General features: G+C 48.8%; 18 protein-coding genes. 13 read left to right on the plus strand and 5 right to left on the minus strand.

Annotated features, from left to right (window positions below):
* Positions 1-44: 44 nt before the first annotated feature.
* The 3 genes from OGX99_RS20180 to OGX99_RS20190 all read left to right on the plus strand — a co-directional run bounded on the left by OGX99_RS20180 (position 45) and on the right by OGX99_RS20190 (position 3,746).
* Positions 45-1,988 carry a methyl-accepting chemotaxis protein gene (locus OGX99_RS20180; protein WP_151225456.1) on the plus strand — a complete coding sequence of 648 codons (1,944 nt, stop codon included), beginning with the start codon at positions 45-47 and terminating at the stop codon, positions 1,986-1,988.
* Between the two features lie 179 nt (positions 1,989-2,167).
* Entirely contained in the window at positions 2,168-2,482 is a 315-nt protein-coding gene (locus tag OGX99_RS20185) for a helix-turn-helix domain-containing protein (RefSeq protein ID WP_151219231.1), read from the plus strand.
* On the plus strand, positions 2,475-3,746 hold the full coding sequence (locus OGX99_RS20190) for a type II toxin-antitoxin system HipA family toxin (RefSeq protein ID WP_252838781.1): 1,272 nt from the start codon (positions 2,475-2,477) through the stop codon (positions 3,744-3,746). The genes OGX99_RS20185 and OGX99_RS20190 overlap by 8 nt, the downstream gene beginning before the upstream one ends.
* Positions 3,747-3,842: 96 nt before the next feature.
* Here the strand turns inward: OGX99_RS20190 and OGX99_RS20195 are convergent, their stop codons facing one another.
* Both OGX99_RS20195 and OGX99_RS20200 read right to left on the minus strand, forming a co-directional pair.
* Positions 3,843-5,210, minus strand: coding sequence for a glycoside hydrolase family 10-like protein (locus OGX99_RS20195; protein WP_286544894.1), 1,368 nt, complete (start codon positions 5,208-5,210; stop codon positions 3,843-3,845).
* 12 nt (positions 5,211-5,222) lie between these two features.
* On the minus strand, positions 5,223-5,510 hold the full coding sequence (locus OGX99_RS20200) for a VF530 family protein (protein WP_151219229.1): 288 nt from the start codon (positions 5,508-5,510) through the stop codon (positions 5,223-5,225).
* Between the two features lie 698 nt (positions 5,511-6,208).
* Between OGX99_RS20200 and OGX99_RS20205 the strand changes: the two genes are divergently transcribed.
* From OGX99_RS20205 to OGX99_RS20235, 7 genes are read left to right on the plus strand one after another with little or no spacing between them, the layout of a single operon-like run.
* The gene (locus OGX99_RS20205; protein ID WP_286544897.1) at positions 6,209-6,763 is read left to right on the plus strand and encodes a fimbrial protein; all 555 of its coding nucleotides are present in this window, start codon (positions 6,209-6,211) and stop codon (positions 6,761-6,763) included.
* Between the two features lie 14 nt (positions 6,764-6,777).
* Positions 6,778-7,491, plus strand: coding sequence for a fimbrial biogenesis chaperone (locus OGX99_RS20210; RefSeq protein WP_247604998.1), 714 nt, complete (start codon positions 6,778-6,780; stop codon positions 7,489-7,491).
* Positions 7,478-9,955, plus strand: a complete 2,478-nt coding sequence (locus tag OGX99_RS20215; RefSeq protein ID WP_210905087.1) for a fimbria/pilus outer membrane usher protein — start codon at positions 7,478-7,480, stop codon at positions 9,953-9,955. Before OGX99_RS20210 ends, OGX99_RS20215 begins: the two co-directional genes overlap by 14 nt.
* A complete protein-coding gene (locus tag OGX99_RS20220) occupies positions 9,952-11,295 on the plus strand; it encodes a fimbrial protein (protein ID WP_151219226.1) in 1,344 nt (447 codons plus the stop codon). The genes OGX99_RS20215 and OGX99_RS20220 overlap by 4 nt, the downstream gene beginning before the upstream one ends.
* Before the next feature lie 7 nt (positions 11,296-11,302).
* Complete coding sequence (locus OGX99_RS20225) at positions 11,303-11,959, plus strand: fimbrial biogenesis chaperone (protein ID WP_210905086.1); 657 nt, start codon at positions 11,303-11,305, stop codon at positions 11,957-11,959.
* 55 nt (positions 11,960-12,014) lie between these two features.
* Positions 12,015-12,779 (plus strand): winged helix-turn-helix domain-containing protein, encoded by a 765-nt coding sequence (locus OGX99_RS20230; protein WP_210905085.1) that lies wholly within the window; start codon positions 12,015-12,017, stop codon positions 12,777-12,779.
* Positions 12,766-13,236, plus strand: coding sequence for a YqeJ family protein (locus OGX99_RS20235; RefSeq protein ID WP_252838774.1), 471 nt, complete (start codon positions 12,766-12,768; stop codon positions 13,234-13,236). The genes OGX99_RS20230 and OGX99_RS20235 overlap by 14 nt, the downstream gene beginning before the upstream one ends.
* 259 nt (positions 13,237-13,495) lie before the next feature.
* On the opposite strand, the gene OGX99_RS20240 is transcribed toward OGX99_RS20235, so the two are convergent.
* Complete coding sequence (locus OGX99_RS20240) at positions 13,496-14,029, minus strand: GNAT family N-acetyltransferase (protein ID WP_286545330.1); 534 nt, start codon at positions 14,027-14,029, stop codon at positions 13,496-13,498.
* A 110-nt stretch (positions 14,030-14,139) separates the two neighbouring features.
* On the opposite strand from OGX99_RS20240, the gene tam reads away from it, so the two are divergent.
* Together tam and OGX99_RS20250 are read left to right on the plus strand one after the other, a co-directional pair.
* Entirely contained in the window at positions 14,140-14,898 is a 759-nt protein-coding gene (gene tam / locus OGX99_RS20245; RefSeq protein WP_286544902.1) for a trans-aconitate 2-methyltransferase, read from the plus strand.
* Between the two features lie 131 nt (positions 14,899-15,029).
* Positions 15,030-15,407, plus strand: coding sequence for a GFA family protein (locus tag OGX99_RS20250; protein ID WP_151225452.1), 378 nt, complete (start codon positions 15,030-15,032; stop codon positions 15,405-15,407).
* Here OGX99_RS20250 and OGX99_RS20255 read toward each other — a convergent pair.
* Positions 15,404-16,318, minus strand: a complete 915-nt coding sequence (locus OGX99_RS20255; protein WP_286544905.1) for a bestrophin family protein — start codon at positions 16,316-16,318, stop codon at positions 15,404-15,406. The genes OGX99_RS20250 and OGX99_RS20255 overlap by 4 nt on opposite strands.
* Before the next feature lie 321 nt (positions 16,319-16,639).
* On the opposite strand from OGX99_RS20255, the gene OGX99_RS20260 reads away from it, so the two are divergent.
* Complete coding sequence (locus OGX99_RS20260) at positions 16,640-17,527, plus strand: AraC family transcriptional regulator (protein ID WP_151219188.1); 888 nt, start codon at positions 16,640-16,642, stop codon at positions 17,525-17,527.
* Between the two features lie 14 nt (positions 17,528-17,541).
* Here OGX99_RS20260 and OGX99_RS20265 read toward each other — a convergent pair whose 3' ends face one another.
* Positions 17,542-18,105 (minus strand): helix-turn-helix domain-containing protein, encoded by a 564-nt coding sequence (locus OGX99_RS20265; RefSeq protein ID WP_151219187.1) that lies wholly within the window; start codon positions 18,103-18,105, stop codon positions 17,542-17,544.
* Between the last annotated feature and the right edge of the window lie 7 nt (positions 18,106-18,112).

Below are 18,112 nucleotides of genomic sequence, written 5' to 3' on the forward strand. Positions count from 1 at the left end.
TGCCGATACTGGATAAAACTTAGCCTTTCGCACAAGGAGTTTGTATGGCCTGGTATCCCACTCGTATTTCAACGCGTTTAACCATCGGCGGCATTCTGCTGCTTGCAGTCACGACGCTTGTTATTGTGGCGATTATGCTCTGGCGTGGTCAGCCGCGCGTTGTTGAAATCAACACAGCACTGATCGAAGAAACAGGGCAAGGTTTAACCCGTCAACTGAGTACCGTGTTGTCCCGAATTGAAGGCGAGACCGTCAGCCTGTCACGACTGGCTGAAGTATTGCCCAACGATGAATCCCTCTACCAAAGCGTCGTTCCACATCTGATTGGCGAAAGTAAAGACTCGATTATTACCGGCGGCGGCATTTGGCCAGAACCAGGCGCCTTTACCGCTGGCGTGGAGAAGCGCAGCTTTTTCTGGGCGCGTAATGCGGAAGGTAAACTGGTGTATTCCAACGACTATAACGTCGAAGGATCAAGCGGATACCATAATGAAAGCTGGTATCAGCACGCCAAAAACCATTCACAAAACAGCTGCCTATGGTCTGATGTGTATCAGGACGCCAGTTCGGGCGTCAACATGGTAACGTGCAGCGTGCCATATCAACTGGCGAGCAAGTTTGCCGGGGTTGCTACCACCGATATTCGTCTGGATAACGTCGCCACCTTTATGCAACAGCAGGGAAACAGCACCGGAGGTTACGCGTTTGTGGTGGACAAACAGGGGCAAATTCTCTACTTCCCGCAGGCCGATTTGGCAAAATATAAAACCATTAATGAACTGGCGCAAAGCGCGCAATGGCTTATCCCGGTGGAAAACGGCCTGAAATCTCTCCGCCCGACAGATGGGGTGAAGACTATTACGCTTGCAAACGACAACGTTCTGAATACGGCGTCCCGGGTGATGCTGTTCCCGATGGCAGATACCGGTTGGGTAGTGGGACTGGTGACGCCTGAATCACGTATCGTCGGCCTTGCTAAAGTGATGATGCAGGACGTACTGGAAGTGTTGATCCCGATTATGACGCTGTTGCTGGTTGGATCCTGGCTAGTGGTTCGCCGACTGATTTCGCGTCTCGATGATACTCGTCAGGCACTTGATGACATTGCACAGGGAGAAGGCGATCTTACCCGTCGCCTGGATGTGCGTGGTAAAGATGAGATTTCAGCCATCGCCGAAGCGTTTAACCTGTTCGTCGATAAAATCGCAGCCGTCCTGATCACCGTCAGAAGCAGTAGCGTGGTAGTGGCGAATAACGCCGTCAGTCTGGCAGACAGTAATATGGAACTTTCATCTCGCGTAACGCAGCAGGCCGCGGCGCTGGAAGAGAGTTCAGCGGCGATGGAACAATTAAACGCAACCGTTCATCAAAATGCCAGTAATACACAACTGGCGGATGAACTCTCCGATAGCACAGCGCAAACGGCCAACCGCTGCGGCGATGTGATGCAGGGCGTTATCTCTACGATGGACAACGTCAGCGCGTCATCCGGCAGAATGGTAGAAATTGTTGCAGTCATCGACAGCATTGCGTTCCAGACCAATATCCTCGCCCTCAACGCTGCGGTTGAAGCCGCCAGAGCGGGTGATGCAGGCAGAGGCTTTGCCGTTGTGGCCTCCGAAGTGCGCACGCTGGCCCAGCGAAGTGCCACCGCTGCACAGGAAATAAAAGCGTTGATAGATGAATCCGTTTCTCATGTTGGTAGCGGAAGCCAGCAAATTCACCATGCGGGCGAACGTCTGGGAGAACTGGTCAGCAATGTACGTCAGGTACGTCAGCTGATGGGGGAAATTCGTGTGGCGGGTGAAGAACAGCGTAAGGGCGTTTCAGAAGTTACGCTGGCCGTTACCGAAATGGACAGCACCGTTCAGCAAAACGCCTCGTTAATTGATGATGCCGCCGCACGTACGCAGGCATTGAAAGAGGAGGCGGAACAGTTGGCGTTGTTGGTCTCGTCATTCAGATTGCCTGAGCCTTCAGTTGCCTGATAACGACACGATATCCGGGTGCAAACGTTGTGCCCGGATAACTCCAGTATAATGATGCTTAACCACGAATTATCGATTTAACTCCTTTTTATTGTGTCTTACAAAACTTTGAATCATTCCTCGCTTAACTCTATAATATTGGGTGTAAAGTCTATTTTATCCCTATAAGAGCCAATATTATGGATTTAATGCTCAATACAGCAGCCGATATCGTCAAACTACTTTGCGACAGATTGCGTAAGGAACGACTCGCGCGGCAAATGACGCAGGCTGATGTTGCCGCGCGTTCAGGGGTCGGTGTGAATACCGTTTCAAATCTGGAAGCGGGTAAGAATGTAGGATTTGAGAATCTGGTCAAAGTCGCGATGGTGTTAGGCTATGGTGAGGCGCTGGAGGGCTTATTTAAACCCAGGATTGACAGTCTGGATGATATTTTGCGTTACGAGAAGAGCGCAGCACGCCAGCGGGTGAAAAGGAAAAATACTGATGCCTGAGCAAGTCGATGTCTTTTATGAAGGCTGGGGTGAAAAATGGTTGTGGGGAAAACTGGTGTCTTCCACAGCCCTGACCGGACGCCCGTTGATCGCTTTTGAATACAGTGAAGACGCCATACGTAAGGGGCTGGAGCTGTCCCGGCTAACGTTACCGCTGAACGGTCCCCGTTTACGCAGGGATTTCCCGGCTCATCAATTGGGATTACCTGGTCCCGTGTACGATTCGCTACCTGATGGCTGGGGGATGCTGTTGATGGATCGGTTATTTAAACGCCGTGGACTCAACGCAGCGCGCATAGGACCTCTGGAGAGGTTAACCTGGGTCGGCAATAACGCAATGGGTGCCATGACGTTCCGGCCCGTTCAGTCAGATGTCGAGAAACTTTCAAAAGAGGATGTTCCTCTTGAACAACTGGCATCTGAGGTTCAGGAAGTCCTGAGTGGAGAAGGCGGGGAATTCTTGCAAAAACTTCTCCAGATGGGAGGTTCACCACAAGGGGCAAGGCCAAAAGCGTTACTTTATCGTGACAGTGTCACGTCAAAATTCACCACTGTGCCCCTCCCGGGGAGCGAAAGCTGGTTGATTAAATTTCCTGCCAGGCACGAGCATGCCGAGGTATGTGCCATCGAAGCAGTATACGCAGAATGTTTGCGGCAATGTGGGATTACCACGCCAGATACAGCGTATTTCAATCTGCCTGACGAGCAGGCGGCGTTTGCTACCCGCCGTTTCGACCGTGAGCAGTCGGTCCGTATTCCTATGCAGAGTCTGGCGGCATTTACCGGTGCAAATTACCAGATACCCGGTGCTTTAGATTACCGGGATTTTCTGCGCGCCACACAGATTTGTACCAATGATGTCAGAGAAAAAGCGAAAGCGTTCGAACGCGTGGTTTTCAACGTGGCATTTAACAACCGCGATGATCATCCCAAAAACTTTGCCTATTTAATGTCAGCCGACGGAAACTGGACTTTGGCCCCGGCTTACGACGTGACCTGGTGCGAAGGGCCAGGCGGATATCACCAAATGGACGTGCTGGGAGAAGCGCTGGATATCGAAAGAAAGCACCTGCAGCAGCTTGGCGAACAGGAAGCCGAGCTATCAGCTGAGCATGTGAACGCCATAATCGACAAGATCTGCCACTATGCGACAGCGCTAAGCGTTACAGCCAAAGACAAATACGCCGATCAGATAACACAAACTACGCTGAATACGATACAGAAACAGATTAATGATAATGTCCGCAGGTTAATGTCCAGGTGATGCCGAGACAGTCCCCACATGGACTGAAGACGTCGGCCTGAGCGGGGAAAAATTTCCCCGCTACATTTCCCCGCTAAACAGACCAGAGGACAACCATTAACGTCCCCAACGGTTGCGAATATAAGTTACCGCTTCCTGCGTTTGCGGTTGATTAAGATAATCTTCGCGAAACAGAATAGTGCCGTTAATGTGCGGTTCCGACTCGTTCAGATCGAGCTGTTTTTTTAACTCTGGTACACCGCCTTTAACCGTCCAGTCTGGTTCTTTTCGCGACGGCTCGCCGACTTTGTAAAGCGCCACCCCTATATAGAGGCGAGTGTTGGTTGATTTCACGACATCTGCCCACCATTTTGCCAGCACATCGTATCGTGCCGCATCGCGGGCGAAGGGCCAGTACAGTTGCGGGGCGATATAGTCCAGTAGCCCCAGTTGCACCCAGCGGCGGGTATCGGCGTATGATTCATCATACGCTGCCGCGCCGCGCGTGTCGGACCCCGCTGGATCGTGCGAACGGTTGCGCCACACACCCGCAGGGCTGACGCCAAACTCGACTTCAGGTTTGAGTTTCTTGATGGTTTGTGAAACCTGGGCGATCAGACGTTGCGTGTTATCACGCCGCCAGTCTGCTTTGGATGCGAATTCCTGGCCGTATCGTCTGAAAGTCTGGCTGTCGTTGAGCGCAGAACCGGGAGACTCGGTATAGAAGTAATCATCAAACTGCACGCCGTCAATCGGGTAATTCTCAACCACTTCAGCCACGATGCTGGTTATCCAGTCGCGAACTTCCGGAATGCCGGGATCTAACACAAAACGCTCGCCCGAGGTGCGGATCCAGTCCCGATGCAGAACATAAACGCTGGAAGGCGTCTGTGACAGCGTATTGTTTAATTCGGTGATTGTCGAAGGTTTGGTGTTCACGGATACGCGGTAGGGGTTAAACCACGCATGGACTTTCATGCCGCGTTTATGCGCTTCATCAAGCATAAACTGGAGCGGATCGTAGCCCGGATCCTGACCAATCGTTCCCGTCAGAGTATCTGACCACGGCAATATTTTTGATTGCCATAGCGCGGTGGCATCAGGCTTTACCTGGAAAAAAACGGTATTAATACCAAGACGTTTCAGATTGTCCAGCTTGTCAGTCAGCGCTTTTTGCTGCTGGCTGATGCGAACGCCAGGCGAACTGATGTTGACAGATGGAATCGGTGGCCAGTCCAGACGCGAAACCGTTGCCAGCCAGATACCGCGCACTGGCTCTTTGCTCTGCAGTGATTTGTTTACCGGAGTCTGTGGGGTGATTTTGGAACCTGGCGGCTGTGAAGAACAACTGCCGAGTAGCAACATACTACCTACCAGCAGCGTGAACCATTTCATGTTGGTGAGCGGCAGTCTGGCTCGGGAACGGGCGAGTAAATTCGCCAATTTTTTTTGATAATTTCCTGAAATAAAACCGGATGCAGACATCAGATTTGGCTCTTATTTCTTCTTGTTGCGGCTGTTAGCCCAGGGATCAATGGCCGGTTCGGCGGTGTTATTTGAGGCCTGGTCATCCAGAGAATCAAGGTACAGCGCTTCAACTTCTGCCCGCGCCCACGGCGTACGACGCAGAAACTTCAGACTGGATTTAACGCTCGGTTCATTTTTAAAACAGTTGATGTTAATGCGTTGTGCCAGCTCAGCCCAACCGTAACGATCAACCAGTGCATTGACCTGCATTTCAAGCGTTACGCCATGTAAAGGGTCTTTAGAAATATGAGCATTCATATGAAGTCCAGTTCAGTGGTTCCAGATTTTGTCAGTAGAGCGACGGAAAGAAGGTTACAAGAAAGCGAAGCTGCCAGCAATGGCAGAAACCGGTATGACGCGCAAGCAGAACGCCATACCGGCAATGGAGGGTTCAATACTCTTTAAAGGCCAGTTTCAGACGGGCAATTAACAGTTTAAACAGGTAACTCATCAAGGTTCGTTCACCGGTCTTGATCGTCACGCTGGCGGGCATTCCCGCTTTAATTTTTAATTCGTTCTGTGGGGATTTCAGTTTGGCAATGTTAATTGAAGCTTCAATTCATGAGGGAAATATAACATCATCTCAGTCATCTGGATGACTGTTGCTGCATTAATTTGTGATGAACATCGTTATTATTGTATTTGATTCAGGTTAAGAAAATTTTTCTTATGGAAATTATCATTATCATTAAAACTCAATAAAAGCAATTAGTTAGAATGAAAATATCGAAATTAAGATCTTATTTAAGATCGACCTAATATGATTTGAGAAAACAAAGGTTTTAATTTCTGGGATTATTCTTAAACTAGCCGTCATCGTAGGGTTACTCTTACGGTGTCATAAGACATTACTGATGTCGCTGCATCCCTGAATAAATACTCCACGCTAAGCGGAGAAGGGTTATTGCATCATTTTATTACGATGCCAGTGTATTTATTAATTAAGGATAGACAATATGAAAACCAATATTCCTCATGCCAGTTATATATTTGCAGCTGGTGGCCTTGCATTATTGTTTGCGCAGATAGCGTATGCTGATTCAGCAAATACCATCACCTTTAAAGGCGAAGTGACCGAACAAACTTGCGAAGTCACGGTTAACGGTGTAAATGCACGGCCAGTAGTATTACTGCCATCTGTTGCGAAAAGCGATCTCGCGTCAGCAGCATCTTCAGCAGGCCTGACAACATTCACCCTCGGCGTGACCGGCTGTACAGTTGATTCTAACGCGTTGGATATTAAAACCGTCTTCGTTGCAAATAATATGACCGAACGCGGTAACCTGGCTAATACAGGTACCGCGCAAAATGTTGAATTACAACTGCTGACCGATAGCGCGGGTACTACGCCGATCGATTTACGTACTGGAACTCCGGTTGCAGGAATTACCGTTGCGGCCGGAAAAACATCCGGTGAGCACGACTTTGCCGTGCAGTATTATAGCCCGAACGGTGGGGCAACCGCCGGGACAGTTGTTGGCACTGTGCAATACGCCATTTCCTATTTGTAAGCGAGATCTGCGTGATGAAAGGATTGGCTATTAGTTTGGCAGTAATGATGATGTGCTTCTGCGCGCAGGCAAGCATAGTGATGACCGGCAACCGGATAATCTATCCGGCAGACAGTCGGGAAGTCAGCGTGCAATTAACTAATCGCGGCGACGTCCCCGGCGTTGTTCAGGTTTGGCTTGATGATGGCGATGCACAATCAGTACCACAAACTGCGGCCGCTCCTTTTGTCACCACACCACCGGTCTTTCGGATGGCGGCCCACGCGGGGCAAACTGTGCGGTTGCGTTACATCGGTAAACCCGTCGCACAGGACAGGGAATCACTGTGGTGGTTTAACTTCATTCAGATCCCGCCCACAAATAAGGACGCGCAAACCGATAACCAGCTTCTGGTGCTGGTGCGTAGCCGCGTAAAAGTATTGGTCAGACCGAAAGGGCTGGTGGGTTCACCGCTGGAGATGGCGAACACCAGCCGGGTCTGGCTGCAGAATGGCAAGCTGCATTTCCGCAATAACAGTGGTTACTATCTCGCACTTTCGTCACTTGACGTCAGCGGCACGGGAAAAAAACAGCGCATTCAGAGCGAAACGATCGCACCGTGGACGACGATGTCATGGCCTGCAAAAATTTCGCAATTGAACGACGCGCAAATGCGCTGGATTAACGATCAAGGAGCCTCATTAAGCGGGCGTGTGGCGCTGGAGAAGCAGGACAATGTCCGAGACTAATCCACGTTGGTGGTGGCTGTTTTTGCCCATTGCGATGCCTGTTTTTGCCAGCGATTACACCTTTGATGAAACATTGTTGCTTGGAAGTGGCTACGAGAAAGGCCTGGCAATGCTCAACGATCCGGATGCCGTGGTTGCGGGACGTTATAGCGTGGATATCTGGCTCAATGGACAATATGTAGGGCGGGATGATGTATTGTTTCGCCAGAATACCGCAGGGCGTACCGAACCTTGTCTTCCGGCTAAATTTTGGGATGAACAGGGCGTAACAGCAGCACCGGAACAAGCGCAGGAATGCTTCGCCCCTGAAGCTCGGATCAGCGGTGGACGGTGGGATTTTGACCAGAGCCTGTTGCGTCTGAATCTCAGCGTGCCTCAGGCCGCATTAAAACGTACCCCAATGGATTATGTACCGCCGTCGCAGTGGCAAAGTGGCGAGAGTGTGCTGTTCAGTAACTACAATCTGCACGCTTATCACAATAAAAATAACGGTCAGCAAAGTGATTACGGCTGGCTGGGTCTGAGCAGCGGCTTCAATATGGGGAGTTGGCAATTTCGCCAACAGTCATCTGCCAACTGGCGGCGCGATGGCGATCGTGAAAGCCAACGCTGGGATGCGCTGCAAACCTGGCTTCAACATCCTGTTGCAACACTGGAGAGTTTACTGACGGTAGGCGAAAGCTACACCTCGGGAAATCTGCTTGGCAGTATGGCGTTTACAGGTGTCAAACTGGAAACCGATCAACGGATGTGGCCGCAGTCGCGACGCGGCTACGCCCCAGAAATTCGTGGCACGGCATCGACACCTTCACGCGTTGTGGTCAAGCAGAATGGTCGAACGCTTTACGAAACCAGCGTACCACAAGGCCCCTTTGTACTTGATGATTTGCCGAATACAGCCTGGGACGGTGATTTACAAGTTGAAATCACCGGCGCCGATAACAAAAAGAGTAGCTATACCGTGCCATATGCCAGCGTACCTTTATCACTGCGTCCCGGCGTCTGGCGCTACGGTCTGGTGGCAGGGAAGACCCGGGATTACAGCGCTGCCGATGGTCTGTTTACCGATTTCACGCTGGAGCGCGGGATGACGAATCTCCTGACCGCCAATGGCGCTTTGCGGATCGGCGACGACTATCAGGCACTGCTGATGGGAGGCGTTCTGGCTACATCGATGGGCGCTTTTGGTGTCGATATTACCGGTTCGCGGGCCCGGATTTCTTCTCAAACTATGAGTGGCTGGCGGTTGCAAACCAACTGGAGCAAAACGTTCAACCCGACAGGCACTCACGTCGCGCTGGCGGGGTATCGCTATTCCACAGAAGGGTATCGTGACTACGGTGACGTCCTGGGTGAGCGAAGCGTCAGTGGGAGCAATGCGCAGTGGCGCTCGGATACACTGCGTCAAAAAAACCAGTTCTCCGTTACGGTGAACCAAACACTGAACAGCTACGGAAACCTATGGCTGTCGGGATCAATGATGGATTACTACAGTGACCGTGGCAACAGCACACAATTGCAGGCTGGTTATAACACCACCTTTGGACGAATGACGTTAGGTATGTCATTCAGCAGACAGGATACCTGGTGGCGTAACGGCGATCGGTCACAAGTGCAAAAAGAAAACATGGCAACGATTACCGTCTCAATGCCTTTCGGTATAGGCGAACGTGAGCATACGCTGGCGCTGTCGGCGAGTCAGGCTCAACATGCAGGGCGCAATGCACAGTTGGCATTGTCTGGTGCGCTTGATCAGGATGAAACCCTCAATTACGCGCTGTCCACGGGCTGGCAACAAGGGCAAGAGGAATCGAACAGCGTGACCGACTGGAGTGGTTCGCTGCAAAAAAATACTGCTTTCGGCACGCTAAACGGCAGCGTTTCACAGTCACAAAACTATCAACAATGGGCTGCTGGTGTTCGCGGGGCACTCGTTGTACATCGCCATGGCATCGTTGCCGGCCCGTGGGTTGGCGACACATTTGCTCTGGTAGAAGCGCCAGGCGCTGCGGGAGCCAGAGTAGGGGGTGGACAGGGTGCAACCGTGAACAGTGGGGGTTATGCGCTGGTCCCCTCGTTGACACCTTATCGCTATAACAACGTGACTCTCGACGGTAGCGGAATGAACACCAACGCAGAGCTTCAGGAGAGTCAACGCCGCATTGCGCCAATGGCAGGGGCCGCAGTAAAACTGCGTTTTGCAACGCTCTCTGGCTATCCGTTACTCATCACTGTGAAGAGTGACGTGACGTTACCGATGGGAGCGGCAGTGACCGACAGTCGAGGCCGGGTAGTGGGGATGGTTGCCCAGGCTAATCAGGTATATGCCCGCGTTGAAGACGAAGAGGGACTATTGATGCTGGAAAGCAGTGATTGTTCGTTGCCGTGGAAACTTAACCCACAACAACGTACAGAACCATTAATTGCATTAACGGTGGATTGCGTAATAAAAGGGCGCTCATGAGACTATTTTTTCTGGTGCTGGCGCTGTTTTCTTGCCAAACGCAGGCCGCCTGTGAATACATTATTTATCCATACAAATCAGGGAGTAGTGGTGCACAAGGCACCCACAGACTCAGTGCAAGTACGGACGGCATCGCCAATGACTGGCGCTCCGGCGGCGGCAACGATGCCTGGAACGGATTATTGCCGGGATTGAGTAAGTCTGTTGATATCACCAGTAATAGCAGCTTTCAGCCAGCAGGGACGATACTGACTTCCAGCGGCGGGATCCCTTTTACTACATATGCCCATAAAGGCGGTGGTTACGATCCTGAGCAGGTATTTTTCCGTTGTACACCGGACACTGCCGGGCAACTTTATGAAGCCTGGTCAACGAACGGCGATGACATCGTGGCTGGCTGGTATGAAGCAACGGATGTACCTGGCGCGTATCTGACCATAATGAAAAACGTCGCATTACGCTTGACGCATGACGCGACAGGTAGCGTCTTTACCGACAGTTGGCAGCAACGCCCACTGGAGAACCTGGATCTTGACACCAATGGCAACTTCCTGATTAAGGCCAAGAACTTCTCGACGATAAGTGCCGAGTTGATTAAAACGCTGGATACACGCTATTACGCCAACCAGGCACAGTCTGCTACTTATAATAGCTATGTGAATCCCAATGCTTACGTGGTTTTTCGTGGGCCAGGTACAACTTCGTGGGGTATCAAGATAGGTCAGCCGCACCGTGGTGGAAATTGGGCTGGCTGGGCGAATGACTGGCCATCAGTGATCAGCCTGTACAACAACGGGATCTTCGTCAAACGTGCAGCAATGTGTCAGGTCACTGATTTTACGCCGGTAGTGCATCTGCCGCCAATTTCCGTGGCTCAGCTTAAGCAAGGGGAATATTCCTCAGCCCCCTTCCAGATAGGATTTGCCTGCGAATCAACGGTGGTTTCCGGTGTGGCGACCGGGAAGAGCAATGTCGCAATGGGGCTGCTTGCGCCGGAAAGCAGCGTCAACAGCGCATGGGGTTTTAATTTGATTACCGGTAAAACAGTAACCTGGCTATTGGATACGCAATATGGCGCTCCCGGGCGGGCTCGCGGCGTTGGCGTGCGTGTTTACCGTGCGGGTAATCCGGTGAATTTTATGGCGGTGTCGACTGTCGGTAGCGGTAGCGAAGGCGGCTGGATGCCAGTCATTGGCAGCAATACGCAGCAAAATGGCAGCCAGGATGGCATCAATTACTACAGCGAAAGCTTCGAAGCTCGTCTGGCAAGTTTTGGCGCGGATACGTTAACGGCGGGGAGCTACCAGTCACATGTACAAGTTTTATTGCGTATTCAGTAGCCTCTGGATGCTGGCATTTGGCCTACATGCGGCGGTTAACATCAGTACTACTCGGGTCATTTTCAACCACGGAGAAACTCAACGCTCGGTGATGTTAGTCAACGACGGTAAATATCCCGTGGTGGTTCAAAGTTGGGTAGATGACGGCACCCCAGAGAAAGGGCCATCACAGGCCAGTTCGCCTTTTATCGTGCTTCCCCCGGTGCTAAAAATTCTCCCCGGCGAACAACGCGAGATAAAGGTTATGACGTCCGGTGCGGGGCTTGCCAACGATCGCGAATCATTATTCTGGCTCAACGTGTACCAGGTTCCAGCGGAGGTGAAAAGTAGCTCAACTGGTGAAAAAGTGCGCTTAACGTTAAGAAATCAGCTAAAAGTCCTATGGAGACCGAAAAACACAGGCGTGTTGACTGAAAAAAGCATCAATCTTCTGAGTTTTCACCATGAAAGTGGGGAAATTTATGCTGTTAATCAGAGTTCCTGGAACATAACTCTGGCTAATGTATCTTCAGGAGACTATTCCATAACTGGAATAGTGGTTTCACCGCGTTCCCGGCAGGTAATTTTTAAATCCGCGCCTCCTGAAATGCTGAATAATAAGATAAACTTCACTGTGATTAACGATGAAGGAAATCGTTGGGGATTTTCAACTGTCGTAAATTAACGCTGGCAGTGCTCGCACCAGCTAAAATGACAAAAATCCATATTCAGGGAACATAATGGCACACGTGTTTTTGCTTAACAGTACCGTTGTATTCTGGCCAGAGCGGAACGTACTCTACGCGAAATCAGATGAGACCAAACGTATAACATTAAGCAATCCGGCAACCCGTTGTTTACTATTATTAATTCAACAACAGGGTCAAGTTATTGGCCGTGATTATTTTTTTGAGCATGTCTGGTATATTAACGGTGCGCAGGTCACCAATAATACGTTCTATCAGAATATCTCCTTGTTACGTCGCGCTTTTAAAGAACTTAGCCTGAATGAAGAACTTATCGTAACCGTGCCGAAAGTCGGGATCCGTCTGGAGCCGCAACTGGAAGTGCTGGAACAGAAGATAGAAGAGCCGCTCAGCGATCACCCCGTCACGCCATCGGTAACGTCGGTAAACACAGTGACAAAATCACTGCGTATGCGCACACTGTGCTGGATTTTGGCGAGTGTGGTGTGCTGCGTTTTAGCCGCAATAGTGACCTGGGAGGCACAGTTTGATCCCAGACTCAGTCGTTATGTGCCATTAAGCGTAGGGGAGGGATGTCACTGGTACGCCAATCAGGATGTGCTTAAATTTGATCAGCACCAGCAGTTTATCAAAACAAGTACGCTGGATTGTCAAAGCTATCCCTGGGTTTATCTCACGCTGTATCCCAATTTCCCGCGGATCTCCGCATTAACTTGTCGAAAGCAATTTAGTCGCTGGCGGGATAATGATTGTGTGACCCATTATTATTTCGCGGAGTCCAGACATGTGGGGACGTAATATAAAATGGTGCCTAGGCATCATCTTAGCAGTAGCGTTAACAATTGCAGCCACGGTGACGTTACAAAACTGGCAGCGGTCGCATTTCGATTGCTCTGGAGAATTAGTAATGGAGTATCCAGATATTCGTGGTGATATTTCAGTCAGATACGTTTTTAATGGCAGCAATGGGGTGGCTATTTTACGCGGAAAAATCACTGATAATAACGGTGAAAACCTGGCGGTAAATCAAAATGTCTGGTTTACCTTTACCCGCAAGGATGATGATTACTTTATGGAATCCGGAAATGTCGCTTCAAGTTCCGGTGGCACTAACATTCATCCATTGTTAGCGAGAACGTTGCCAGATTTTTTCCTTAAACCCAAAGAGCCATTTTATTTCAGCATATTGCGACTCAATAGCAATACATGGCAGTTCTATACCAGCCGTTCGCCGTCGGTATTTTGTCAGCGTTAAACCACTGAGATTGCACTCTGTATAGCGTTTGCATACAGAGTGCTTTGCTCAAAGCATCTCAACTGCAGGAGAGCGAACCTTGTTCATGATTGGTTATTAGACAGAGAAATCAGACGGGGCGAAGGGTGGACAGGTCCATGGGGTTAGAAGCCTAATGCGGTATAAATTCAATTTAACATAATATACATTATGCGCACTTACATAGAGTAAGAAAGAACCTGAGTTTTTTTGGTCGTCCTTGTGCAGCTGAAACATAGTGTTAAACAGCGCTGCTGCGTATCAGACGATACAGGACATGTTGTGCTAATCGATGATCTGGCGGCAACGCGGGATGTACAAACTCTTCTGCTTTACTCATGCCAAGGCGTATCATCAGGTTCTCAGACGGTTTGTTCAGCACCGAAGTAAATGAAACCACCTCAGTTAACGCCAGTTCCTCGAAAGCAAAAGTCAGGCAGGCTTCGGCAGCTTCCAATGCCAACACCTGATGCCAGAATGATTTCGCAAGACGCCAACCTATTTCAGTACAGGGTGAAAAATGAAACTTATCTGGTTGTGGATGTAAACCTACGCAGCCCACAAACTGGTGTGTTTCTTGTAGTTCAACGGCCCAAAATCCCCAGCCGCGCTCTGTAATGCCTTCCTGGAATCTTGCGGCAAGATTGTCGCTTTCCGTCCGTAGCAATGGAGCCGGAAAAAAACGCATCACATCGGAATCGGTATTTAACGCGGCGAATGGCGCTCTGTCTTTCGCTTCCCACTGACGGAGAATCAGTCTCGATGTTTCCAGCATAAATCTGCCCTTATCATTCATTTTCATATAATCTTCTAAAAGAAGCTGCTCATCGGCAAGGACTAATGAACCCCCTTTCCGCCTTTTCTTCTTATACTGGAGATTCATACATGGCCGACTGGAACCCTTCGCTTTATTTGCAATATGAAACTGAACGTTCAAGACCCGCAGCGGAATTACTTAGCAGAGTGGCGTTAGAAAGTGTTCGTTCAGTTGTCGATCTTGGCTGTGGTCCGGGAAACAGTACAGCATTACTGCATCAGCGCTGGCCTTCAGCTCAAATAACTGGGGTTGATACCTCACCCGCGATGCTGAATGAAGCGCGCAACACATTACCAAAATGCCATTTTATTGAAGCGGATATCAGTACGTTTCAGGCAGAGCAACCCGTGGATCTGCTTTATGCCAATGCATCGTTACAGTGGGTACCCGAACACTATGATCTGTTCCCAAATCTGGTATCGCTGTTGGGTCACAACGGCGTTCTGGCGGTGCAAATGCCGGATAACTGGCTGGAACCTACGCACGTTCTGATGCGCGAAGTGGCTTATGAACAGGGTTACCCCGATCGGGGCCGAGCGCCGCTACCTGGCGTACATGCCTATTATGATATTTTGACCGAGGCGGGCTGTGAGGTGGATATCTGGCGTACGACGTATTATCACATTATGGATTCTCATCAGGCGATTATCGACTGGGTAAGCTCAACAGGCCTGCGTCCCTGGTTGCAGGATTTGAGTGAAAGCGAGCAACGTCAGTACCTGGCGCGCTATCATGAATTACTTCAGGCGCAATATCCACTACAGGAAAATGGCAAAATTTTGCTGGCATTTCCACGTTTGTTTATTGTTGCCAGACGCAATAATTAAGCATTTATCATCAGATAGATCACAGGAATGAACTATCGTCTATGAGCGCCCTCGCCTTTTTATCATAAGTATCTAGTGACAATGTCGGGCATCTGCTAGTGTCTTGCAACGTGATTATGACGGGGGTTGTTATGTCTAAAATCTACACTGGTGGGTGTCTGTGTGGTTCTATCCGCTTCACTGCCAGCAGCCCTAATAATTCCCATACCTGTTCCTGCAATATATGCCAGAAACATACTGGCGCACCGACCGTCGTCTGGATTGAGTTTGATGCGGAAAATGTTGAATGGACGGGAAAAGCCGGAAGACCAACAATCTGGCGCTCATCAGAGACAGCCAGTCGAGCCTTTTGCCCCCAGTGCGGCAGTTCTGTGGGCGCTATTGATGACGCCCCGGTAATTGCGCTTTTAGCCGGGGCTTTTGACGATCCTAACGATGAAGACCTGGCGCCAGAGTTTCATTCGTTCTACGAGATACGGCCGATCTGGTGGCAAAACGAGCGCAACTAGGTTAATTGGTAATGCTTATCCGGCATGTGCTTTGCTGGCACATTTGTTTCATCATTCATTTGCAGCAAATCGATTTCGATTGCATTGCAAATGGCATCCAGCGGCAGATCGTTGTTCTCAGTGCCAAATGGATCTTCAAGCTCTTCGGCAAGCGTGTCGAGCGAAATAAAAGTATAGGAAATAAGCACTGAAATAAACGGTGTCATATAGTGCAGATCTACCACCAATGCGAATGGCAACATGATACAAAACAGGTACACAGTACGATGAAGGATCAAGGTATAAGCAAACGGCACCGGGGTATTAGCAATCCGCTCACAACCGGCCAGTACTGCAGACATATCATTTAACCTATTGTTTAAACTGTGAAATAATATGTCAGACAGTTGACCATTACGTCTGCGTACGGCCAACCACTCGCCCATCAGCAACAAGATGCGGTTTGCCGGTGATTGTGAGGCAAATACCGTCTGTATATCTTTCTCGCTCAGGTACTTCGCTAACGGCTCTGCCTGAGGCTGTCGGCGTAAAGTCATGCGTAAACAGTGGGCAAATGCGATTTGCAGATGAACAAAATGCCTCAGATCAGCGTCGTCCGGTAAGGTGGTTTTAACCTCTCGCAGTAATGAGCGGGAAGTTATCATCAACTGCCCCCACAGGTGTCGGGCCTCAACGTAACGTGAATAGCAGGCGTTATTGCGAAATCCCAGAAAAATAGCTATCGCCACGCCGAGAATGCTGAACGGTGCCAGGGTAAATTTGATACCCAGCATCGTATACCATGGCAGGATGATAATAACCACAATAGAAAGAAGTAAATTAAGAAGCAGCCGGGTAAAGATTTTTGATAATACGGAGCCATGCCAGACAAATATCAGGCGTATCCAGTGTTGTTGAGGTCTAACGATCATGGTTATCTTAGAAATGGTTGGGAGCCAACGCATTAAACTTGATTGTGATCAATGTTGCAAGCTTCTGACCACACCAGCTTCTTCCCTGCTAAAAACTTAGTCAACTCCGTTGTTACGGAACGGTGTTTTTTGAAAGTGCTTATTGTATGTTGTAACTAAATAAGATTTATCATTACCATTCGGAAAATACCTCACATTCGAAACAGATAACGTATGCTAACTTTATATTGAATGACCGGACGGGTATTGTATCTTCAGTTTCTTAGTGGTCATTACAGTCATTCATTGGGATATAAATTACATAAAATCAGAGAATAAATTATGTACATTAAAGAATGGCTCGCGAATCAGACGCATGTTGCCACCTCCGTTTTTCATCTCGGTAGGTACTGCGACGACTGGAAAGCCTCAACATACCCAACCGGTATGCCCAGTTTTCATTTGGTGCTGGAAGGGCAATGCTGGCTTCGCTTCACCGATCGTAACACTGTCGTAAACCTGTCCGAAGGTGATATTGTATTCTTTTTCTTTAATATGCCATTTTATTTAGTCTCTTCTCCCGAGGCGAATACCGAGAATATTCCAAAAAAATCGATGTATTCCATCAGTGAACCTAAAGATGGCGATACCGCCCTTCTGTGCGGTTTTTTGCACCCAAAAACCATACAGGGTGAAATTCTTTTTGCTCTACTGCCGGAATTCATGATAATCAAAAAAGATGATACATCCAGCCAGAAAATAAGCCAACTGGTTGCTATTTTACAGCTGGAGTGTTCAGTCTCACAGTCAGGGTGCGAACTGGCTCTCGCACGACTCACCGATCTTTTATTGGTTTACATTGTTGAGCAAATTGTTGATGAACATCTTGTCGATATAAAACTGTTGGATATTTCACAACACGCCCCCTTCTCTGATCTTTTATTGCAGATTATGCATAACCCTACACTCGACTGGTCAATTGATATGATGGCCGGTAAAGTAAATATGAGTCGCTCAACCTTTATCAGAAAGATAGATGATATATGCGGTTATACTCCTAATGAGCTGGTAACCCGACTGCGTATTAACATCGCCATTAACTTATTGCGCAGAGGCTACAAAGTTGAAGAAGTAACATCACGTGTGGGCTATGAGTCATTATCCGGATTTAATAAAGCCTTTCGAAAAATCACGTCGAGCACACCCGCTGATTTTTGGAAAGCACGTTAGTTATCAATGCAAAACTACTCTGCCATACCGTGCATGTCATGCTGTTCATAACGCAGGTATAGTGAAAACGGATGGCTCAATAACCCACTAAACTTTTTAAGGTTGAGCAATAACATAATATTATATTTGTGGCTAAAGAGCGTTTTTATGGCAATATTCAAGTCATCCGTAATCACACGCTGACTCTTATGCAATAATGTCATTGTTATGATATGATGTTGTCTTCTGGTTAAATATATTTTAGGTTGCCATTCATAGAACCTACCATGAACAACCAATTCTCTTAAATCTTGTACCTGAATTGCTCGTGGGATAAACCTAACCTTCATTCCAGGAAAGCATTTTTTAATCCCAAAAGGTGACATAATATACATGCGTTCAGGTTCAATCAACGCAATCCGCTCGGCCAATGGCGTATAAATGACATTGTTTTTAAAAGTATCTAATATCACATGAGCATGCCGATGACGTTGCAGACAAATATCTTCTACACAACGGATATGCTCTGTCATATCCGGACCCAAAATACAGGAAATTGAATAAAATAAAAAACGATCCTGAGTAATGACGAGATACACCTTTTTA

It is taken from the genome of Citrobacter sp. Cu096, assembly GCF_030332285.1.
GTDB classification, from domain to species: domain Bacteria; phylum Pseudomonadota; class Gammaproteobacteria; order Enterobacterales; family Enterobacteriaceae; genus Citrobacter; species Citrobacter meridianamericanus.

Bases quoted from the DNA above. Each gene is read 5' to 3' on its own strand.
- OGX99_RS20180 (WP_151225456.1), top strand. From the start codon at position 45: ATGGCCTGGTATCCCACTCGTATTTCAACGCGTTTAACCATCGGCGGC.
- OGX99_RS20185 (WP_151219231.1), top strand. From the start codon at position 2,168: ATGGATTTAATGCTCAATACAGCAGCCGATATCGTCAAACTACTTTGC.
- OGX99_RS20190 (WP_252838781.1), top strand. From the start codon at position 2,475: ATGCCTGAGCAAGTCGATGTCTTTTATGAAGGCTGGGGTGAAAAATGG.
- OGX99_RS20195 (WP_286544894.1), bottom strand. From the start codon at position 5,210: ATGTCTGCATCCGGTTTTATTTCAGGAAATTATCAAAAAAAATTGGCG.
- OGX99_RS20200 (WP_151219229.1), bottom strand. From the start codon at position 5,510: ATGAATGCTCATATTTCTAAAGACCCTTTACATGGCGTAACGCTTGAA.
- OGX99_RS20205 (WP_286544897.1), top strand. From the start codon at position 6,209: ATGAAAACCAATATTCCTCATGCCAGTTATATATTTGCAGCTGGTGGC.
- OGX99_RS20210 (WP_247604998.1), top strand. From the start codon at position 6,778: ATGAAAGGATTGGCTATTAGTTTGGCAGTAATGATGATGTGCTTCTGC.
- OGX99_RS20215 (WP_210905087.1), top strand. From the start codon at position 7,478: ATGTCCGAGACTAATCCACGTTGGTGGTGGCTGTTTTTGCCCATTGCG.
- OGX99_RS20220 (WP_151219226.1), top strand. From the start codon at position 9,952: ATGAGACTATTTTTTCTGGTGCTGGCGCTGTTTTCTTGCCAAACGCAG.
- OGX99_RS20225 (WP_210905086.1), top strand. From the start codon at position 11,303: ATGCTGGCATTTGGCCTACATGCGGCGGTTAACATCAGTACTACTCGG.
- OGX99_RS20230 (WP_210905085.1), top strand. From the start codon at position 12,015: ATGGCACACGTGTTTTTGCTTAACAGTACCGTTGTATTCTGGCCAGAG.
- OGX99_RS20235 (WP_252838774.1), top strand. From the start codon at position 12,766: ATGTGGGGACGTAATATAAAATGGTGCCTAGGCATCATCTTAGCAGTA.
- OGX99_RS20240 (WP_286545330.1), bottom strand. From the start codon at position 14,029: ATGCTGGAAACATCGAGACTGATTCTCCGTCAGTGGGAAGCGAAAGAC.
- tam (WP_286544902.1), top strand. From the start codon at position 14,140: ATGGCCGACTGGAACCCTTCGCTTTATTTGCAATATGAAACTGAACGT.
- OGX99_RS20250 (WP_151225452.1), top strand. From the start codon at position 15,030: ATGTCTAAAATCTACACTGGTGGGTGTCTGTGTGGTTCTATCCGCTTC.
- OGX99_RS20255 (WP_286544905.1), bottom strand. From the start codon at position 16,318: ATGATCGTTAGACCTCAACAACACTGGATACGCCTGATATTTGTCTGG.
- OGX99_RS20260 (WP_151219188.1), top strand. From the start codon at position 16,640: ATGTACATTAAAGAATGGCTCGCGAATCAGACGCATGTTGCCACCTCC.